The organism is Flavobacterium sp. Arc2, from assembly GCF_041431385.1.
Taxonomy (GTDB): Bacteria; Bacteroidota; Bacteroidia; order Flavobacteriales; family Flavobacteriaceae; genus Flavobacterium.
In genome coordinates, this window is sequence record NZ_JASMRH010000001.1 from 227,936 (window position 1) to 244,227 (window position 16,292).

At 34.5% G+C, this 16,292-nt stretch carries 15 protein-coding genes and 2 tRNA genes; 8 read left to right on the top strand and 9 right to left on the bottom strand.

Translation table 11 applies throughout. The annotated features are described in order from the left end of the window. Positions 1 to 70 precede the first annotated feature (70 nt). The 3 genes from QO182_RS01030 (at position 71) to QO182_RS01040 (ending at position 3,190) form a co-directional block, all read left to right on the top strand. Positions 71 to 349 carry a DUF2805 domain-containing protein gene (locus QO182_RS01030; RefSeq protein ID WP_074724370.1) on the top strand — a complete coding sequence of 93 codons (279 nt, stop codon included), beginning with the start codon at positions 71 to 73 and terminating at the stop codon, positions 347 to 349. A gap of 133 nt (positions 350 to 482) precedes the next feature. Then, entirely contained in the window at positions 483 to 2,345 is a 1,863-nt protein-coding gene (locus tag QO182_RS01035; protein WP_371535192.1) for a peptidase M61, read from the top strand. Between the two features lie 125 nt (positions 2,346 to 2,470). Further along, positions 2,471 to 3,190: a DUF4369 domain-containing protein gene (locus tag QO182_RS01040; RefSeq protein ID WP_371559451.1), complete on the top strand. Its 720-nt coding sequence runs from the start codon at positions 2,471 to 2,473 to the stop codon at positions 3,188 to 3,190. Positions 3,191 to 3,336: 146 nt separating this feature from the next. Here the strand turns inward: QO182_RS01040 and QO182_RS01045 are convergent. The 7 genes from QO182_RS01045 to idi all read right to left on the bottom strand — a co-directional run bounded on the left by QO182_RS01045 (position 3,337) and on the right by idi (position 6,545). Further along, positions 3,337 to 3,410, bottom strand: a tRNA-Thr gene (locus QO182_RS01045). Between the two features lie 155 nt (positions 3,411 to 3,565). Beyond that, positions 3,566 to 3,639: transfer RNA gene (locus QO182_RS01050), tRNA-Thr, on the bottom strand. 78 nt (positions 3,640 to 3,717) lie between these two features. After that, a complete protein-coding gene (locus QO182_RS01055) occupies positions 3,718 to 3,984 on the bottom strand; it encodes a hypothetical protein (RefSeq protein WP_091091963.1) in 267 nt (88 codons plus the stop codon). A gap of 57 nt (positions 3,985 to 4,041) precedes the next feature. Next, the gene (locus QO182_RS01060; protein ID WP_371535196.1) at positions 4,042 to 5,010 is read right to left on the bottom strand and encodes a type I phosphomannose isomerase catalytic subunit; all 969 of its coding nucleotides are present in this window, start codon (positions 5,008 to 5,010) and stop codon (positions 4,042 to 4,044) included. Positions 5,011 to 5,067: 57 nt separating this feature from the next. After that, positions 5,068 to 5,526 (bottom strand): peroxiredoxin, encoded by a 459-nt coding sequence (locus QO182_RS01065; protein ID WP_371559455.1) that lies wholly within the window; start codon positions 5,524 to 5,526, stop codon positions 5,068 to 5,070. Then, positions 5,526 to 5,936, bottom strand: a complete 411-nt coding sequence (locus QO182_RS01070; protein WP_371559458.1) for a 6-pyruvoyl tetrahydropterin synthase family protein — start codon at positions 5,934 to 5,936, stop codon at positions 5,526 to 5,528. Before QO182_RS01070 ends, QO182_RS01065 begins: the two co-directional genes overlap by 1 nt. Positions 5,937 to 6,017: 81 nt before the next feature. After that, complete coding sequence (gene idi / locus QO182_RS01075) at positions 6,018 to 6,545, bottom strand: isopentenyl-diphosphate Delta-isomerase (RefSeq protein ID WP_371535199.1); 528 nt, start codon at positions 6,543 to 6,545, stop codon at positions 6,018 to 6,020. Between the two features lie 169 nt (positions 6,546 to 6,714). On the opposite strand from idi, the gene QO182_RS01080 reads away from it, so the two are divergent. The 4 genes from QO182_RS01080 to QO182_RS01095 all read left to right on the top strand — a co-directional run bounded on the left by QO182_RS01080 (position 6,715) and on the right by QO182_RS01095 (position 11,953). Continuing rightward, positions 6,715 to 7,176 carry an N-acetyltransferase family protein gene (locus QO182_RS01080; RefSeq protein WP_371535200.1) on the top strand — a complete coding sequence of 154 codons (462 nt, stop codon included), beginning with the start codon at positions 6,715 to 6,717 and terminating at the stop codon, positions 7,174 to 7,176. 212 nt (positions 7,177 to 7,388) lie between these two features. After that, positions 7,389 to 7,946 carry a peptide-methionine (R)-S-oxide reductase MsrB gene (msrB, locus tag QO182_RS01085; protein ID WP_371535201.1) on the top strand — a complete coding sequence of 186 codons (558 nt, stop codon included), beginning with the start codon at positions 7,389 to 7,391 and terminating at the stop codon, positions 7,944 to 7,946. Positions 7,947 to 8,419: 473 nt separating this feature from the next. After that, positions 8,420 to 10,903 carry an ATP-binding protein gene (locus QO182_RS01090; RefSeq protein ID WP_371559461.1) on the top strand — a complete coding sequence of 828 codons (2,484 nt, stop codon included), beginning with the start codon at positions 8,420 to 8,422 and terminating at the stop codon, positions 10,901 to 10,903. 93 nt (positions 10,904 to 10,996) lie between these two features. After that, on the top strand, positions 10,997 to 11,953 hold the full coding sequence (locus QO182_RS01095; RefSeq protein ID WP_371535204.1) for a quinone oxidoreductase: 957 nt from the start codon (positions 10,997 to 10,999) through the stop codon (positions 11,951 to 11,953). 40 nt (positions 11,954 to 11,993) lie between these two features. Here the strand turns inward: QO182_RS01095 and QO182_RS01100 are convergent, their stop codons facing one another. Further along, positions 11,994 to 13,568 (bottom strand): NAD(P)/FAD-dependent oxidoreductase, encoded by a 1,575-nt coding sequence (locus QO182_RS01100; RefSeq protein WP_371535205.1) that lies wholly within the window; start codon positions 13,566 to 13,568, stop codon positions 11,994 to 11,996. Between the two features lie 159 nt (positions 13,569 to 13,727). Between QO182_RS01100 and QO182_RS01105 the strand changes: the two genes are divergently transcribed. Beyond that, positions 13,728 to 13,979: a hypothetical protein gene (locus QO182_RS01105; protein ID WP_371559465.1), complete on the top strand. Its 252-nt coding sequence runs from the start codon at positions 13,728 to 13,730 to the stop codon at positions 13,977 to 13,979. A gap of 77 nt (positions 13,980 to 14,056) precedes the next feature. Here the strand turns inward: QO182_RS01105 and QO182_RS01110 are convergent, their stop codons facing one another. Next, positions 14,057 to 16,252 carry a RecQ family ATP-dependent DNA helicase gene (locus QO182_RS01110; RefSeq protein ID WP_371535208.1) on the bottom strand — a complete coding sequence of 732 codons (2,196 nt, stop codon included), beginning with the start codon at positions 16,250 to 16,252 and terminating at the stop codon, positions 14,057 to 14,059. Positions 16,253 to 16,292: the final 40 nt, after the last annotated feature.

A 16,292-nucleotide genomic window follows, 5' to 3' on the forward strand; every position in this document is an offset into this window, starting at 1 on the left:
AATATTGTTCTATCTAATTTAGAATCAATTATATTAATCATTAAAAACAAATTGAATTAATTTTCACATGATGAAAAAGAGTAACCGCAAAGAATTAACCTGGGAACAAACAGAAAAACTTGTTACATTGGCCTTAGAGGAAAAAAATCCTTTTGAAATTATTAAAAAGGAATTTGGCTTGGTCGAAAAAGAAGTTTTGGAAATAATGAAAAAGAAGATGCCGGCAGAGAAATTTGAGATGTGGAAAAAGAAAGCTACTGCAAATAAGCCAAAACCAAAACCCATCAAAATCGATGATTTTGATGAAGACTTGGATGGTAAATACTATATCAAAAACAAATTGGACTAACCAATTAAAAAACACCCTCATTTTAGGGTGTTTTTTTTTTACAATAATTTCACCTTTTTTTAACTGTTTTCTCTGCTCATAAAGTGTAACATCTAGGCATTTTATCAGACCAATAACAAAAATCACATAGATAATGAAAAAAATAATTTTTGCATTTGCATTTACATCGATCCTGTGGAGTTGTAAAACTGTCAATTCGGTGGCGAATTCAGCAACAAAAGAGCAGGTTCAAGTCGCAATTAATCTAGACAGCATAACGAATGACCAAGTACTGGTTACGGTAAATGCTCCTTCAATCAAAACAGACGAAATCACGTACCACATTCCCAAGACAGTTCCAGGAACCTATTCAGAAGATAACTACGGTAGATATATCGAAGATTTAAAAGCTTATGATGCAAAAGGGAATCTATTAACCGTCAAAAAACTTGACGTTAATTCATGGTCCATTTCAAAAGCAAAAACCCTTGACAAAATTACTTATTTAGTAAATGATTCCTTTGACACGGAGAAAGGCACAAAATTTGGCGATGAAGATATTTTTTCACCAGCAGGATCAAATATAGATGCCGGTAAAAACATAATGTTAAACACACATTGTTTTGTAGGTTACTTCACAAACTTCATGTCAATTCCCTATAAAGTTACGATTGCACACCCTGCAACACTGTGGGGAAGTACTTCAATGACTGACCAAGACTCCAGCACTACCGCAGATACTTTTATTACGGCTCGCTATGCAGAACTGGTAGAAAATCCAATTATGTATTCAAAACCAGATTTCACGACGTTTACTGTTGACGGAATGGAAATCCTAATAAGCGTTTATTCTCCTTCTGGAAAAGTTACTGCTGAAAGCATTACTCCAGAGATGAAAACCATGATGACGGCACAAAAAACCTTTTTGGGTAAAATAAACGCCACTAAAAAATACAGTGTCTTATTGTATTTATCAACAATGCAGGAAAATGACGCAAAAGGTTTTGGAGCTTTAGAGCACCCTACGGCCACTACAGTTGTTTTACCAGAATTAATGCCTAAAGAGGAATTGGTGAAATCCATGATGGATGTAGTTTCACATGAATTTTTTCATATTGTAACTCCGCTTAGTATTCATTCGAAAGAAATTCAATATTTTGATTATAACAATCCAAAAATGTCAGCTCATTTATGGATGTACGAAGGAGTTACTGAATATTTTGCAAACCTTTTCCAAATCAACCAAGGGTTAATCACCGAAGAAGATTTTTACAGTCGTCTTGCAGACCAAATGGAACGCGCAGCTGCAATGAACGACACCATGTCTTTTACCACAATGAGTGCTAATGTATTGAAACAACCATACAAAGACCAATACATAAACGTATATCAAAAAGGATCATTAATAGGAATGTGCCTGGACATTATTATTAGAGAAAAAAGCAATGGCGAAAGAGGAATTCTTGATTTGATGCAAAAGCTTTCTAGTGAATATGGAGTTTCAAAACCATTTAATGATGACGAACTTTTTGCTAAGATCACCTCTTTAACTTACCCTGAAGTAGGTGAATTTCTAGCAACTTATGTAGCTGGAACTACCCCTATTCCTTATGAAACTTACTTGGCAAAAGTTGGAATTACAAAATCCACAGTAAAATCTCCTGGGAATGTATTCCTAAAAGGACAAGTACCTTACATCACTGTAAATCCAGAAACAAAAGAAATTGTTGTTATTCCGAATATTGAATTAAATGCTTTTTATACTGCCTTAGATCTTAAAGGAGGCGATATAATAATAGCTATTAATGACAAAGCTTACAACTTGGACAACATCTATGATATGATTAGCGAAAGCCAAAACTGGAAAGAAAACGACGCTATTACTGTTAAGATTAAACGCAACGGAGCCGAACAGATTCTTAAAGGAAAGGTAAATCTTCCTTATGAGGAAAAAGAGGCCCTTAAAGCAACTGACGAAACAAAAAAAGCGTTAAAAGAAGCTTGGTTAAAAGGTTAAAAATAGATATCAGACAAAAAATCCCAATTTAGAAATAGATTGGGATTTTTTTTATGAAATTCACCTTATCAAGCAAGTAAACATTCAAACAATTTTCTTTATTTTGCAACAAAATATTTAACCAAATGAAAAAATCAATTCTTGCATTCGTTTCCTTATTACTTTTGGCATCATGTACTAAAAACGAATCAAAAACAAACCTGCATGTTACCGGGAATATTAAAGGACTAAAAAAAGGTACTTTATATATCCAAAGAGTAGTTGACAGCGCTCTTGTTGCTATAGACACAATTACAATCGACGGTAGCTCTGCTTTTGAAAGTGATATCGATTTAAAATCACCTGAAATGCTGTACTTATTCCTTGACAGAGGAGTAAGCAATTCATTAGACAACAACTTATTGTTTTTTGCGGAGCCTGGAAACATTAACATAGACACAAACTTAGATTCTTTCCTTTATGGAGCTAAAATAACTGGATCTAAAAATCAAGAGCTATATGAAGATTATCAAAAAATCAACTCTCGTTTTAGAGACACCAACCTAACCTTACTGGAACAAAAATTCAATGCTATCAAAAACAACAACAAAAAAGCAATAGATAGCCTGAGTGCAAAACAAGATTCTAATACAAAAAGAAAATACTTGTACGCAACTAACTTTGCGATTAACAATAAGGATTATGAAGTAGCTCCTTACGTTGCATTATCTGATATCTATGACATCAATCTTAAGTACCTGGATACGATTCAAAAATCAATGACTCCAAAGGTAGCACAGTCTCTTTACGGAAAGAAACTAACTAAATACGTAGCTGAGATTAGAAAGCAAGAACAAAATAACTAGAGAGTCCGTTTTCACGAATTCCTAAAACACTCAAAAAAAAATGCTCCAACCTATTGGAGCATTTTTTTTTTACACATAGAAAGATATTTTTCTTCTATTGTATAAAAACAAAAAACCATCTAACAAAGTTAGATGGTTTTACTAAGAGCCGGCGGAGGGACTCGAACCCACGACCTGCTGATTACAAATCAGCTGCTCTAGCCAACTGAGCTACGCTGGCATTCTTACGACTGCAAATATAGTTTTGATTTTCTATTCTCCAAATAAAAAAATCATTATTTATTAATAATTTTCATTTGACAACATCAAACTAATTACCTACTAGCCTCTATTAAATACAAAAACCATCTAACAAAGTTAGATGGTTTTAAAATGAGCCGGCGGAGGGACTCGAACCCACGACCTGCTGATTACAAATCAGCTGCTCTAGCCAACTGAGCTACGCTGGCGTCTCATTACGGGTGCAAATATACAGATGAATTCGTCTTTTCCAAAATAAATCTGCACTTTTTTATCGTTTTTTTCGACTACAATTCGTTGATTTTAGCAATCAATTGATTTGCAGTTTGTTCCAATTCAACATTGATTTGTTTGAAGTGAGCTTTTTTATCTTCTACCTTCTTAGCGTTCACTTTTGTGATCAAAACATCAAAAGCAGCGATAGCTTCATCAATTAAATCATTAGTTTCTGTTGTAGGTTTTCCTGTAGTAGAAATTTCGAACAAGTAAACTGCTTCAATAATATCTCCTAGTACGTAGTTGATGTCTTTTTTTAAATTCTTAATATTTGCCATTTTATTTTTAATTTTAATTTGCGTCTGCAAAAGTACATATAATCTTTCTATTACCGACTATGAAATGTAAATTTCTAAAATTGAAGCTTTTCCATTAATCACATAATAATCCATTGTCGCAGGAATTAACACCGTATCCCCTTTTTGATACTGATAGATATCCTTATTGTACTCAATTTCAAATGCTCCATCAATACACATATAGACTGTAAAACTATTTCCAGTCTTTGAAATAGTTGTTGCTTCTGTTAATGGAATAAAATTTGTCGTAAAGTAAGGACAATTTACAATTGTATTTGACTGATTTTCTTCTTCTAAATATTCTCTACGAGTATCTACCTTTTCATAATTCATCGCTTCCAGAGCTAAATCTACATGCAGCTCTCTAGTATTCCCCTGAGCATCTACTCTATCAAAGTCATAAATTCGATAAGTGATATCTGATGTTTGTTGAATCTCTGCCACTACTAAACCAGCACCTATAGCATGTACCGTACCTGTTTCTAGAAAGAACACATCTCCTTCTTTTACATTTACACTATCGAGAATACTAAGCAATTCATTACTTTTCAACTTTGCCACAAATTCCGTAGCATTCGAATCTTCCTTAAAACCAACAATTATTCTCGCATCCGGGTCAGCTTGCATAATGTACCACATTTCTGTTTTCCCAAACGAATTATGCCTTTTCTTTGCCAAAGCATCGTTAGGATGTACTTGAATAGACAAGTCTTCACGAGCATCTAAGTATTTAAAAAGTAAAGGAAACTGCTTTCCAAAACGTTCATGAACTTCTGTTCCTAATATTTCATTTGGAGCTTCATCAATAACTTCTGTTAATAACTTCCCTTTCAATTCTCCATTAGCAATTACACTAACGTCACCTTCAACAGTGGATAATTCCCAACTCTCTCCAGTTATTTTTGACGTAATCGATTTATTCAGAACCGTTTTTAGTTTTTCGCCACCCCAAATTCTTTCTTTCAGTATGGGATCAAACTGTAATGGATATAATTTTTTACTCATTTTTTATCTATTTAAAGAAACAATGTTCTATATTTTTATCTAATATAATGTAATAATCTAAGACAGTAGTTTTTTAACTGCTTCTAGCGCTTTTGGGATATGCTTAGAAGCCATCACACTATCAAAAATCATTATTATTTTTCCTTTTTTATCAATCACATAAGTAACTCTCCCAGGAAGCAAACCAAACATGCCTGAAGGAACTCCAAAAAGCTTCCTAATTTTCTTATCGTGATCTGACAAAAGAATAAATGGTAATTTATACTGTTCTGAGAATTTTTGATGCGACTCGACACTATCACTACTAATTCCAATAACCTCTGCACCTAAGTCTTTAAAATCTTCGTATTGATCCCGAAAACTACACGCTTGTGTAGTGCATCCTGGGGTATTATCTTTTGGATAGAAATAGATAACCAATGGCTTTTGACCAACTAGTTTCTGGCTGTCAAAATCATTTCCATGGGTATCTTTCGCTTTAAAATTTGGAATTCTGTCCCCTATTTTCAATTCCATTACTCTCCTTTATAAGTTACAAAATTACGAGGAGTTTCATAAAGAACAACCTCTAAGTCAAATTCTGCTTTGATTCTCTTTCTTATTTTATTCCAAATTACCACAACAATATTTTCGGCTGTGGGATTGAGATTTTCAAACTCAGGAACATCTATATTTAGATTTTTATGATCGAACTGATCCTCAACTTCTTCTTTAATAATATCCGATAGAATTTTTATATCCATCACATAACCAGTCTCAGGATCTATTTCACCGGTAACACCTACAATCATGTCGTAATTGTGTCCGTGAAAATTTGGGTTATTGCATTTTCCAAAAACAGCGTCGTTTTTCTCGAAAGTCCAATCCTTACGATACAATCGATGTGCTGCGTTGAAATGTGCTTTTCTACTTATAGTTACCTTCATAATTATTTATAATTTTAACCTTTGCCTTATTTATAAGTTACAAATGGGTTTTAGATATCTAAAACACGCCTTAGAGCATTACTAAATTTTATGATCTTCCAAAAAATGATAGAATTCGTCGAAAATTATTTTAAACCATACGGTATAAATTTCGGGATGTTTCTGCATGTCATTTTTTACTTCATCAATAGCCATCCATTTCCAAGCTTCCACTTCTTCTGGGTTTATTACTGGGCTTTCGTCAGAGTAACCAATCATCACATGATCTAATTCATGTTCCGTCAAACCATTGTCAAATGGGGCTTTGTATATAAAATGAAAAAGTTCTTTGAGATCTGTTTTAAAACCCATCTCTTCAAACAACCGTCTACTACCCGCCTCAATATTTGATTCTCCTTCTCTTTGATGACTACAACAAGTGTTTGTCCAAAGTAGTGGAGAGTGATATTTATGATGTGCACGCTGCTGCAGCATGATTTCGTTTTTGCTATTCAAAACAAAAACTGAAAAAGCACGATGTAAAATCGCTTTTTCATGTGCCTCTAACTTAGGCATCAATCCAATTTGCTCATCGTCCTTATTAACTAATATTACATTTTCTTCTATCATAATTATTTTTAGCCACACAAAAATACAAAAAAGATAAATAATAGCGTGTCCTTTAACGTTCTGTTTCGAAATGTTGAAGTTAAATCAAGACGATCCAATTAGATCAGTGTTCGATAAAAACCATTCGCAGATTCTTTCTTACTTTTGATATCTTAAAACCGTTATGATAATGAATGAAATAAAAATCCGTAAAGCTAGAGTAGAAGATTTGAATATACTTCTCGAATTTGAACAAGGAATCATTACTGCCGAACGTCCTTTTGATCCAACTTTAAAAGAAGAGAAAATTAATTATTACAATATTGAAAAAATGATTACGGCACCTGACATTGAGTTACTAGTCGCTGAAATCGGGTCACAAATCGTAGGTTCCGGCTATGCTCGAATAGAAATAGCAAAACCCTATTTGAACCACAGCAACTACGCTTATCTCGGATTTATGTATACGGATCCCGAACACAGAGGGATGGGAATCAATGCTAAAATCATTCAAGGTTTAAAAGAATGGAGTAAATCTCTAAAAATAACAGAACTCCGATTAGATGTTTATAACGACAATTCTTCGGCTATAAGAGCATATGAAAAAGTGGGCTTCAAAAAACACTTAGTCAATATGAGAGTGGGATTATAAAAACGTAGTCCACTAAAAATGCATTCTATCCATAAATAACAATAGTTAAAACTTACACAAATAGCTGTTAATACCTAAGGTATAACACATCACAAATTAGAATAGCTCCTTATATTTGTGACAACATAGAATAAAACCCTTTACTATTAAAGCACAATGCTAAAGCCTAACAAGAACAGTACCCTAATATTTGATAAGCAAATAACATTTACATGAACAAAACAGCATTTTTCAGCTTTTTATTATTGCTTCCATTAATCCTATCTACTACATACGGACAAAGAGCAAAAACTCATAAAAAAACAAAAAAAACAGAAATTATGGAAAATAGAATCAGTAAGCCAGAAAACCCATATTATTCAAATACAGATACCACAAAACTACATCTCACGGATGCTGAATGGAAAAAAGTATTACCCGAAGACGTGTATGAAGTAACCAGAAATGCCGATACCGAAAGACCTTTTACAGGAAAGTACTGGAATACGGACGAAAAAGGAACGTATTATTGTGCTGCTTGTGGTAACAAATTATTTCGATCGGGAGCTAAATTTTCCAGTAGTTGCGGCTGGCCTAGTTTTTTCGAACAAGACAATAAAGACAGTGTTATTTACAAAAAAGACAACTCCTTCGGTATGGAGAGAATTGAAGCCCTTTGCGGACGATGTGATGGCCATTTAGGTCATCTTTTTGACGATGGACCTGCTCCTACAGGGAAAAGATATTGTATGAATTCGATCGCCCTTGATTTTGTACCCGACGACAAATAGTATGGAAAGCGCCTTAATTTATTCATAAACTGCGCTAAGTATGTTGGGCTAAAACAACAAAAAAACATTAATAAAGCTGATATGCAAATCATCAGCCTCGTGATTGGAATAATAAAAAACAACAGCTCCTAAAACCAAAAATTACTTTTCGGTTTTAGGAGCTGTTGCTTTATAGATACCCGGTACAGGAAACATTTCCTTGCCTTACTATTAAAAAAAACCTAATACTTTTGCCTACAACTATTTAAGCTTCTTTTTTTTATATTAAAAAAGCCTTCTTTATGACAAACGCCCCGCCGTTAAAGGGTATTACTGTAAAACAGAGCTGTTTTTTCGAATGGAATTTATTAGTGAGAATCAAATGTTTTTTTGTCTATATTTGGACCGTAATTGCAAAAATCGTACATAATACAACTTTAAAACATAACTGTTTTTAAAACAAAAAATACAATCATTAATTTCTTACAGTATCTATGAACAGTAACGATTATATTGACTTTTTTAAACAATCTCCGGCCGTGTCGCTAGTGATGGATACTAATTTTACAATAGTAACCGTAACTGATAATTATCTGAAAGCCACTATGACCACGCGAGAAACCATTATAGACAAATATGTTTTTGATGTATTTCCTGATAACCCGCAAGATCTACTACCCGAATCCACTACTAGTTTAAGAGCTTCATTAAACCGAGTATTGAAGAATAAAACGGTCGATGAAATGGACTATATACAATATGACATTCAAAAACCCAAATCAGAAGGAGGCGGTTTTGAAGAACGTTATTGGAGAATTATTAATTCCCCTATTCTTGACTCAAATAATAACGTTACACATATAATTCAGCTTGTTGATGATGTGACCACAAATAAGGAGCTGATTTCAACCAATAATAAACTAGAAAAGAACATTAAACTATTGGCAGAATCATATGACTTTTCCGAAGAAATTATCGCCACAATGATGGAGCCAATGTTGGTTCTAAATGAAGACCTTCAAATTAAATCTGCCAGTAATTCATTTTGCCAAAAATACGGCATTGATAAAGAAGAAATCGAAGGAAAGTCTTTGTTTGAAATAGACAATAGAAAATGGGACTTAGCTGAATTACGAAACCTTCTGGACAAAATGCTTTCCAAAAGCATAGATTTTGATAAAGTAGAAATAGCGTATGACATTTCAGATTCTGACAGAAAAGCAATTATAGTTAGCGCGAAATATATATTTCAAAAAATACATGATAAAAAATCAATTCTATTAGCCATACAAGATGTTTCCGAAGTAAGGCGATTATCAATAGAGCTTCAAAATAAAGAAAAAAGAGAATTTGAAAAATTACTTGAGATACAGAAGACCGCAACGAAAGAGATAGAGGACAGCAATAAACGATTTAACATGATACTGTTACAATCCCCATTTGCAATAGCTATATTAAAAGGCAAAGACATGGTTGTTTCTCTCGCAAATGACACCATCAAAGAAATGTGGGGTAAAGGTCAAAATGTAGAAGGTCAAAAATTCAATGACGTACTACCTCAACTTATTGACAAAGAATTCCCTACATTACTTAACAACGTTTTCACAACCGGCATTCCTTTTTACGGAAATGAACTTCTTGCCCCTTTAGTATATGATGGAGAATTAATAGATTGTTATTTTAATTTTGTTTACCAGCCTTATTATGAAGCTGATGAAACAATCTCAGGGGTTACCATAATTGCCTATGATGTAACGACTCAGGTATTGGCAAAAAATGAACTTATTGAATCTAAAATCAACGCAGAGTTAAAAACAAAAATTGCCGAAGAAGCTGTAAAATCAAAACAGCAATTTTTGTCAAATATGAGTCATGAGATTAGAACTCCAATGAATGCAATTATTGGATTTACTAATGTGGTGCTTAAAACTAAATTAGATGAATCCCAAACGGAATATATTAACGCTATCAAAGAGTCTGGAGATGCATTGATAGTTTTAATTAATGATATCCTCGATATTGCTAAAGTCGATGCCGGAAAGATGACATTTAATCACATACCCTTTAAATTATCCAAATCCATTTCTACAATTCTTCAACTTTTTGAACAAAAGATGCTAGAAAAAAACATAGCGCTATCCCATAACTATGATCCGGCTATCCCTAAACTTTTGAATGGAGACCCGGTGCGTTTGCGTCAGATCATTTTGAATCTAATGAGCAACGCCATTAAGTTTACTTCAGAAGGAAAAATAAGCGTAAACATGCGCCTCTTGAGCGAGGATAACAAATCTTGCTCCATCGAATTTCTAATAACCGACACGGGAATAGGGATTGCTCAAGACAGAATCGAACACATATTTAAAAATTTTGAACAAGCTACTAAAGCAATCAACAATTCCTACGGAGGAACAGGACTTGGCCTAGCAATTGTTAAGCAGCTGGTCGAAATGCAAGGAGGGAAAATAATAGCATTTAGTGAAGAAGGGAAAGGATCCACTTTTGGATTCATCATGAATTTTGAAAAATCCAACCCACAAGAAATCGAAAGCGAGACAGAACCCGAATCACAATACTTTGAAAGAACTAAAGAGTCAACAACGTCAGCAACCAAAGTATTAGTGGTTGAAGACGTACTACTAAACCAACTTTTAATAAAAATAATATTATTGGATTTTGGATTTGATATTGAGATGGCTGACAATGGCAAAATTGCTATTGATCTACTTCAAAATAATGAGTATGACATTATTTTAATGGACTTACAAATGCCAGTAATGAATGGTTTTGAAACTACATTATACATTCGCAATGTTCTAAATTCTAATATCCCCATTATTGCCCTTACCGCCGATGTCACAACTGCCGATGTAGAAAAATGCACCGCAGTAGGAATGAATGATTACATCTCAAAGCCAATTGACGAGAAATTATTATTCGATAAAATCAACAAACATCTTTTTAAAAAAATAAATTAGAAGACGACAATTATATCTTTTTTATGATTGCATTAAAACCTACTGAAATTTAATTTAACTTCCTCTATCGTTCTAAGAAATACAATAATAAATATGAAAGCACTCACTTTTTCGACATTTGGTAATTCAGACGTTCTTGAATATATAGACCTACCTTCACCTGTATTAAAAAAAGATGAAATCTTAGTTGAAATGCGCGCCATAGGACTAAATTTTGCAGATGTATACCGACGAAAAGGGAATTATCATTTAACAGGAACACCCCCATTTATTGCGGGTTACGAAGGTGCTGGTGTAGTAGTTGACTCAAACAATACAGAATTCAAGCTTGGAGATCGTATCGCATTTGCTGATGTCCCTTTCGCTAATTCAGAATTAGTAGCCGTTCCCCTTGCACATATTATTCCGTTACCAGAAAGTATCAGTTTCGAAACTGCCGCTACCATTCTCCTTCAAGGATTAACCGCTCATTATTTAGCGACTGATAGTCACAAAACACAAAAAGGAGATACGGTCCTTATCCATGCTTCTGCAGGAGGAGTAGGTCAATTTCTGACTCAAATCAGTAAGTTATTAGGCGCCAATGTTATTGGTCTAACCTCATCGACATCAAAAGCAGAAATAGCTTTAAAAAACGGAGCCGATAAAGTGTTTTTATATTCTGAAGACTGGAAATCTAGCCTATTAAAACAATTTCCTAAAGGAGTAGACGTCGTTTACGACAGTGTTGGCAGCACATTAAGTGACAGTTTTGAAGTAACCAAAACTTGCGGACAAGTAGTGTTTTTTGGTATGGCGGGCGGAGATCCGGATTTTATAAATCCAAGAATGTTAATGGATACTTCAAAAACCTTAACTGGTGGTGATTTATGGAGCTATTTAACGTCAAAAAAACAACGCATTAAAAGAGCCCATCAGTTATTTGACTGGATCAGCAGCAATAAAATCACGATTACTCCTCCTACAATATTTAAATTATCCGAAGGTAAAAAAGCACATGATTATCTGGAAAGCAGAAAAAGTACGGGAAAAATAATTCTTATCCCCTAAAAACTCAATATTTAAAATTCAAACCTCGATGTGTATAAAATCAAATCGAGGTTTTTTTATGTAAACTTTCGCCAATCATCAATGCACATTTCTCCCCATCAATAGCAGCCGAAATGATTCCGCCAGCATAACCTGCTCCTTCTCCGCAAGGATATAATCCTTTTATCTGCAGATGTTCATAGGAAATTGGGTCTCTTGGAATTCGCACCGGTGAAGACGTTCTTGACTCCGGCGCATGCAATATAGCCTCATTAGTCAAGTAACCACGCATAGATTTCCCAAATTCAGAAAATCCTTCCCTTAATATTTGAGTTAAAAAATCAGGGAAAACTTGCCCCATTTCCACTGAGGTTGTACCTGGAACATAGGACGTTTTAGGAATATCTGAAGAAACTTTACTTTGTGTAAAATCAATCATTCGTTGTGCAGGTACTTTTTGAGTTTCCCCTGCCAAACGCCATGCTTTTTGTTCAATACTCTTTTGGAATTCCATTCCGGCCAGAGCACCAAATTTAGCAAAAGGTTTAAAATCTTCCAGCTTTAATTCTACTACAATACCAGAATTTGCCGTTGCCTGATCTCTTTTTGAAGGAGACCAACCATTTGTCACTACTTCGCCAGGACTAGTAGCACAAGGTGCAATTACACCTCCGGGACACATGCAAAAAGAATACATTCCCCTACCTCCCACTTGCTTTACAATACTATAAGGTGCGGGTGGCAAGAGTTCTCCACGATAATCACAGCTGTACTGAATACTATCAATTAATGATTGTGGATGCTCGGCCCGAACACCCAAAGCAAAAGCTTTCGCTTCTATAAATATTTTTTTTCTATCTAGTAATTCAAAAATATCTCTTGCAGAATGCCCAGTCGCTAAAATCATTTTATTAGCTAAAATCGTATCTCCTTTTTGGGTTACGATTCCCTGAACTTCATTATTTTTTACTAAAATATCCGTCACTCGCGTTTCAAACAAGACCTGCCCGCCACACTCGATAATTTTCTCCCGAATATCCTGAATAATCTGGGGCAATTTATTTGTCCCAATATGCGGATGTGCTTCTACCAAAATATCTGGAGTAGCGCCATAAGCCACTAACAACTCAAGAATTCGAGTTACATCCCCTCTTTTTTTAGATCGTGTGTATAATTTTCCGTCAGAATAAGTTCCTGCTCCGCCTTCACCAAAACAATAATTAGAATCTTCATTTACAAGATGATCGACATTGATTGCCTTCAAGTCACGACGGCGACCACGCACATCTTTCCCTCTCTCAATTACTATGGGCTTTAAGCCTAATTCTATTAACTGCAAGGCAGCAAAAAGTCCGGCAGGTCCAGCCCCAACAACAATTACTTCTTGTGCATTTGCTACATTTCCATAATCAGGAAGATGTATTTTATTTTCTTCAAAAGGTTCTCCTTTCAAATACACGGTCACTTTCAGATTGATTTTAATTGCTTTTTGACGCGCATCAATAGAACGTTTTAAAATGGAAACATGCTGAATTTCTTTTGGAGAAATCTTTAGTAATTTTCCAAGGTGTTCTTTCAGCAACATTTCATTTGCAGCAATCTCTGGAGATACTTGTAATAGGTGTTCTTGAGGCATTTCTTTAGTGATAATTCGGTTATTTGCTCCTTGTCTTTATCGAAAAACAAAGTGCAAAAATAGTATTTTGAAGTGGATTTGATTGTTTGTTTTGGTGGTAATTGTTTTTCGTCTTGGAAACTTTGTAACTTTGCCTCTTGAACCTTACAACAATTTAGCATGTCCAGACAAATAAAACTAATATGGGATTTCCGTGGACCCGCTTCCGCAAAAACAGCTGAACATCACGAAATCCACCTAAAAGAATACATCGCAAGTGAAAAATTACCATTAAAGATTACCGGTTTTACAATTCAAGGCGAAATGCAAGCTATTGCTTTTATGGTCGTTACTGATGAAAATATGATTCAGGTACGTGATGCCCTAAAACCTCATCGAGGGGAGATTTATCAAGAAAGAAATGCTGAATAATCAAAAGAAAATTGTTGATATTTAATGTTCAGATAACTGTATATCTGAACATTGAATATCCGCAAGCTGAATAGTTTTTAGTTCGCTACTTCGCTGATGAATTTTATTCGCATCAAGCGCAATTCATCAATATCGTAATCCCCTTCAAATTCCTTTAAGGCACCTTCTATCTTATCTGATTCTGATTCCATAAAATAATCATAAATCTCTTCTTGTTGCTCGTCATCAAGCATTTCATCTACCCAATATTTGATATTCAATTTAGTACCTGAATATACAATATGTTCCATCTCCTTAAGCAAGGTTTCCATCGTCAATCCTTTTGCTTTAGCGATATCATCTAAAGATAATTTTCTATCGACATTTTGAATTATATACAATTTCATTGCCGACTTGATTCCTGTCGATTTTACAACCAAATCATCTGGACGTATTATCTCATTATCTACAACATAACGATTTATCAATTCAACAAATTCGGTGCCATATTTCTTCGCTTTTCCTTCTCCTATTCCATGAATATTAATTAATTCATTTAAAGAAATAGGATATTTTAAGGCCATATCTGCCAATGAAGGGTCTTGGAAAACAACAAATGGCGGAACTCCAAGCTTTTTAGATACTTTTTTACGTAAATCACGTAACATACCCATCAATACTTCATCTATAGCACCCGCAGATTTAGACGCAGTCACAATTGCTTCATCTCCTGCCTCATTGTATTCATGATCTTCAGACATCATAAAAGAGATTGGGTTTTTAATAAAATCTAATCCTTTCTCTGTTATTTTTACGATACCATAAGTTTCAATATCTTTCGATAAATAGCCTCCCACGAGCACTTGCCTCAATAAGGCCATCCAGTATTTTTCGTCAAAAGCAACACCACTCCCAAAAAAAGATTGAGAATCAGTTCTATGCGCTTTTATCACTGCATTAACTCTACCAATCAAGGTAAAAACAATTTCTTTAGATTTATATAAGTGCTTAGTATCTCGCACCACTTCTAGCAATTTTACTACCTGCTCTTTTGCTTCTACTTTTACTTTTGGATTTCTTACATTGTCATCCATATCAGCACCCTCACCGGTTTCACTGTCGAATTCCTCACCAAAATAATGGAGTAAAAACTTTCTTCTTGACATTGAAGTTTCCGCATAAGCAACCACTTCCTGCAGTAAAGCAAAACCAATTTCCTGCTCTGCAACTGGCTTACCAGACATAAATTTCTCTAGTTTCTCCACATCTTTATAAGAATAGTAAGCTAGACAATGTCCTTCTCCTCCATCCCTACCGGCACGACCTGTTTCCTGATAATAACTTTCCAATGATTTTGGAATGTCATGATGAATCACAAAACGAACATCTGGTTTGTCAATCCCCATCCCAAAAGCGATAGTTGCCACAACCACATCCACATCTTCCATAAGAAACATGTCCTGATGCCTTGCTCGTGTTTTAGCATCCAATCCTGCATGGTAAGGCACTGCACTTATTCCGTTCACCTGTAACACATGGGCAATTGCTTCCACTTTTTTACGACTTAGGCAATAAATAATTCCAGATTTCCCTTTGTGCTGCTTTATAAAACGAATGATATCTGATTCTATATTTTTGGTTTTTGTTCGTACCTCATAATATAGATTAGGTCTGTTAAATGATGCTTTAAAAGTAGTTGCATCACACATATCTAAATTTTTCAGAATATCTTCTTGAACTTTAGGAGTCGCCGTAGCGGTAAGACCGATTACAGGTACATCGCCCAGTTGTTTAATTATATTTTTTAAATTTCTGTATTCTGGCCTAAAGTCATGACCCCACTCGGAGATACAATGAGCCTCATCTATGGCCACAAAAGAAATAGTCACATTTTTAAGAAAATTGACATTTTCCTCTTTTGTCAAAGATTCTGGAGCAACATATAACAGCTTCGTTAATCCGGAAGTAATATCCTTTTTAACTTGAGCGATCTCTGTTTTTGTTAATGATGAATTTAAAACATGGGCAATACCACTCTCTGAAGATAAACTTCTAATGGCGTCTACTTGGTTTTTCATTAAAGCAATCAAGGGAGAAACAACAATAGCTGTCCCTTCTTGAACTAAAGCGGGGAGTTGATAACAGAGCGATTTACCACCGCCTGTAGGCATAATTACAAATGTATTTTGCTTATTGAGTAAACTTTCAATAACCTTTTCTTGCAACCCTTTAAATTGACTAAAGCCAAAATATTTCTTTAATTCTTTATGTATATCAATTTCGTTTGAATTCATTCTTTATTATATGGTATTTTGTATAAATTTGCACCACATA

Coding starts and splice junctions, on each gene's coding strand:
- QO182_RS01035 (WP_371535192.1), top strand. CDS start 483: ATGAAAAAAATAATTTTTGCATTTGCATTTACATCGATCCTGTGGAGT.
- msrB (WP_371535201.1), top strand. CDS start 7,389: ATGAACAAAACAGCATTTTTCAGCTTTTTATTATTGCTTCCATTAATC.
- QO182_RS01100 (WP_371535205.1), bottom strand. CDS start 13,568: ATGCCTCAAGAACACCTATTACAAGTATCTCCAGAGATTGCTGCAAAT.
- QO182_RS01095 (WP_371535204.1), top strand. CDS start 10,997: ATGAAAGCACTCACTTTTTCGACATTTGGTAATTCAGACGTTCTTGAA.
- QO182_RS01060 (WP_371535196.1), bottom strand. CDS start 5,010: ATGAGTAAAAAATTATATCCATTACAGTTTGATCCCATACTGAAAGAA.
- QO182_RS01030 (WP_074724370.1), top strand. CDS start 71: ATGAAAAAGAGTAACCGCAAAGAATTAACCTGGGAACAAACAGAAAAA.
- QO182_RS01065 (WP_371559455.1), bottom strand. CDS start 5,526: ATGGAATTGAAAATAGGGGACAGAATTCCAAATTTTAAAGCGAAAGAT.
- QO182_RS01070 (WP_371559458.1), bottom strand. CDS start 5,936: ATGAAGGTAACTATAAGTAGAAAAGCACATTTCAACGCAGCACATCGA.
- QO182_RS01055 (WP_091091963.1), bottom strand. CDS start 3,984: ATGGCAAATATTAAGAATTTAAAAAAAGACATCAACTACGTACTAGGA.
- idi (WP_371535199.1), bottom strand. CDS start 6,545: ATGATAGAAGAAAATGTAATATTAGTTAATAAGGACGATGAGCAAATT.
- QO182_RS01040 (WP_371559451.1), top strand. CDS start 2,471: ATGAAAAAATCAATTCTTGCATTCGTTTCCTTATTACTTTTGGCATCA.
- QO182_RS01080 (WP_371535200.1), top strand. CDS start 6,715: ATGAATGAAATAAAAATCCGTAAAGCTAGAGTAGAAGATTTGAATATA.
- QO182_RS01105 (WP_371559465.1), top strand. CDS start 13,728: ATGTCCAGACAAATAAAACTAATATGGGATTTCCGTGGACCCGCTTCC.
- QO182_RS01110 (WP_371535208.1), bottom strand. CDS start 16,252: ATGAATTCAAACGAAATTGATATACATAAAGAATTAAAGAAATATTTT.
- QO182_RS01090 (WP_371559461.1), top strand. CDS start 8,420: ATGAACAGTAACGATTATATTGACTTTTTTAAACAATCTCCGGCCGTG.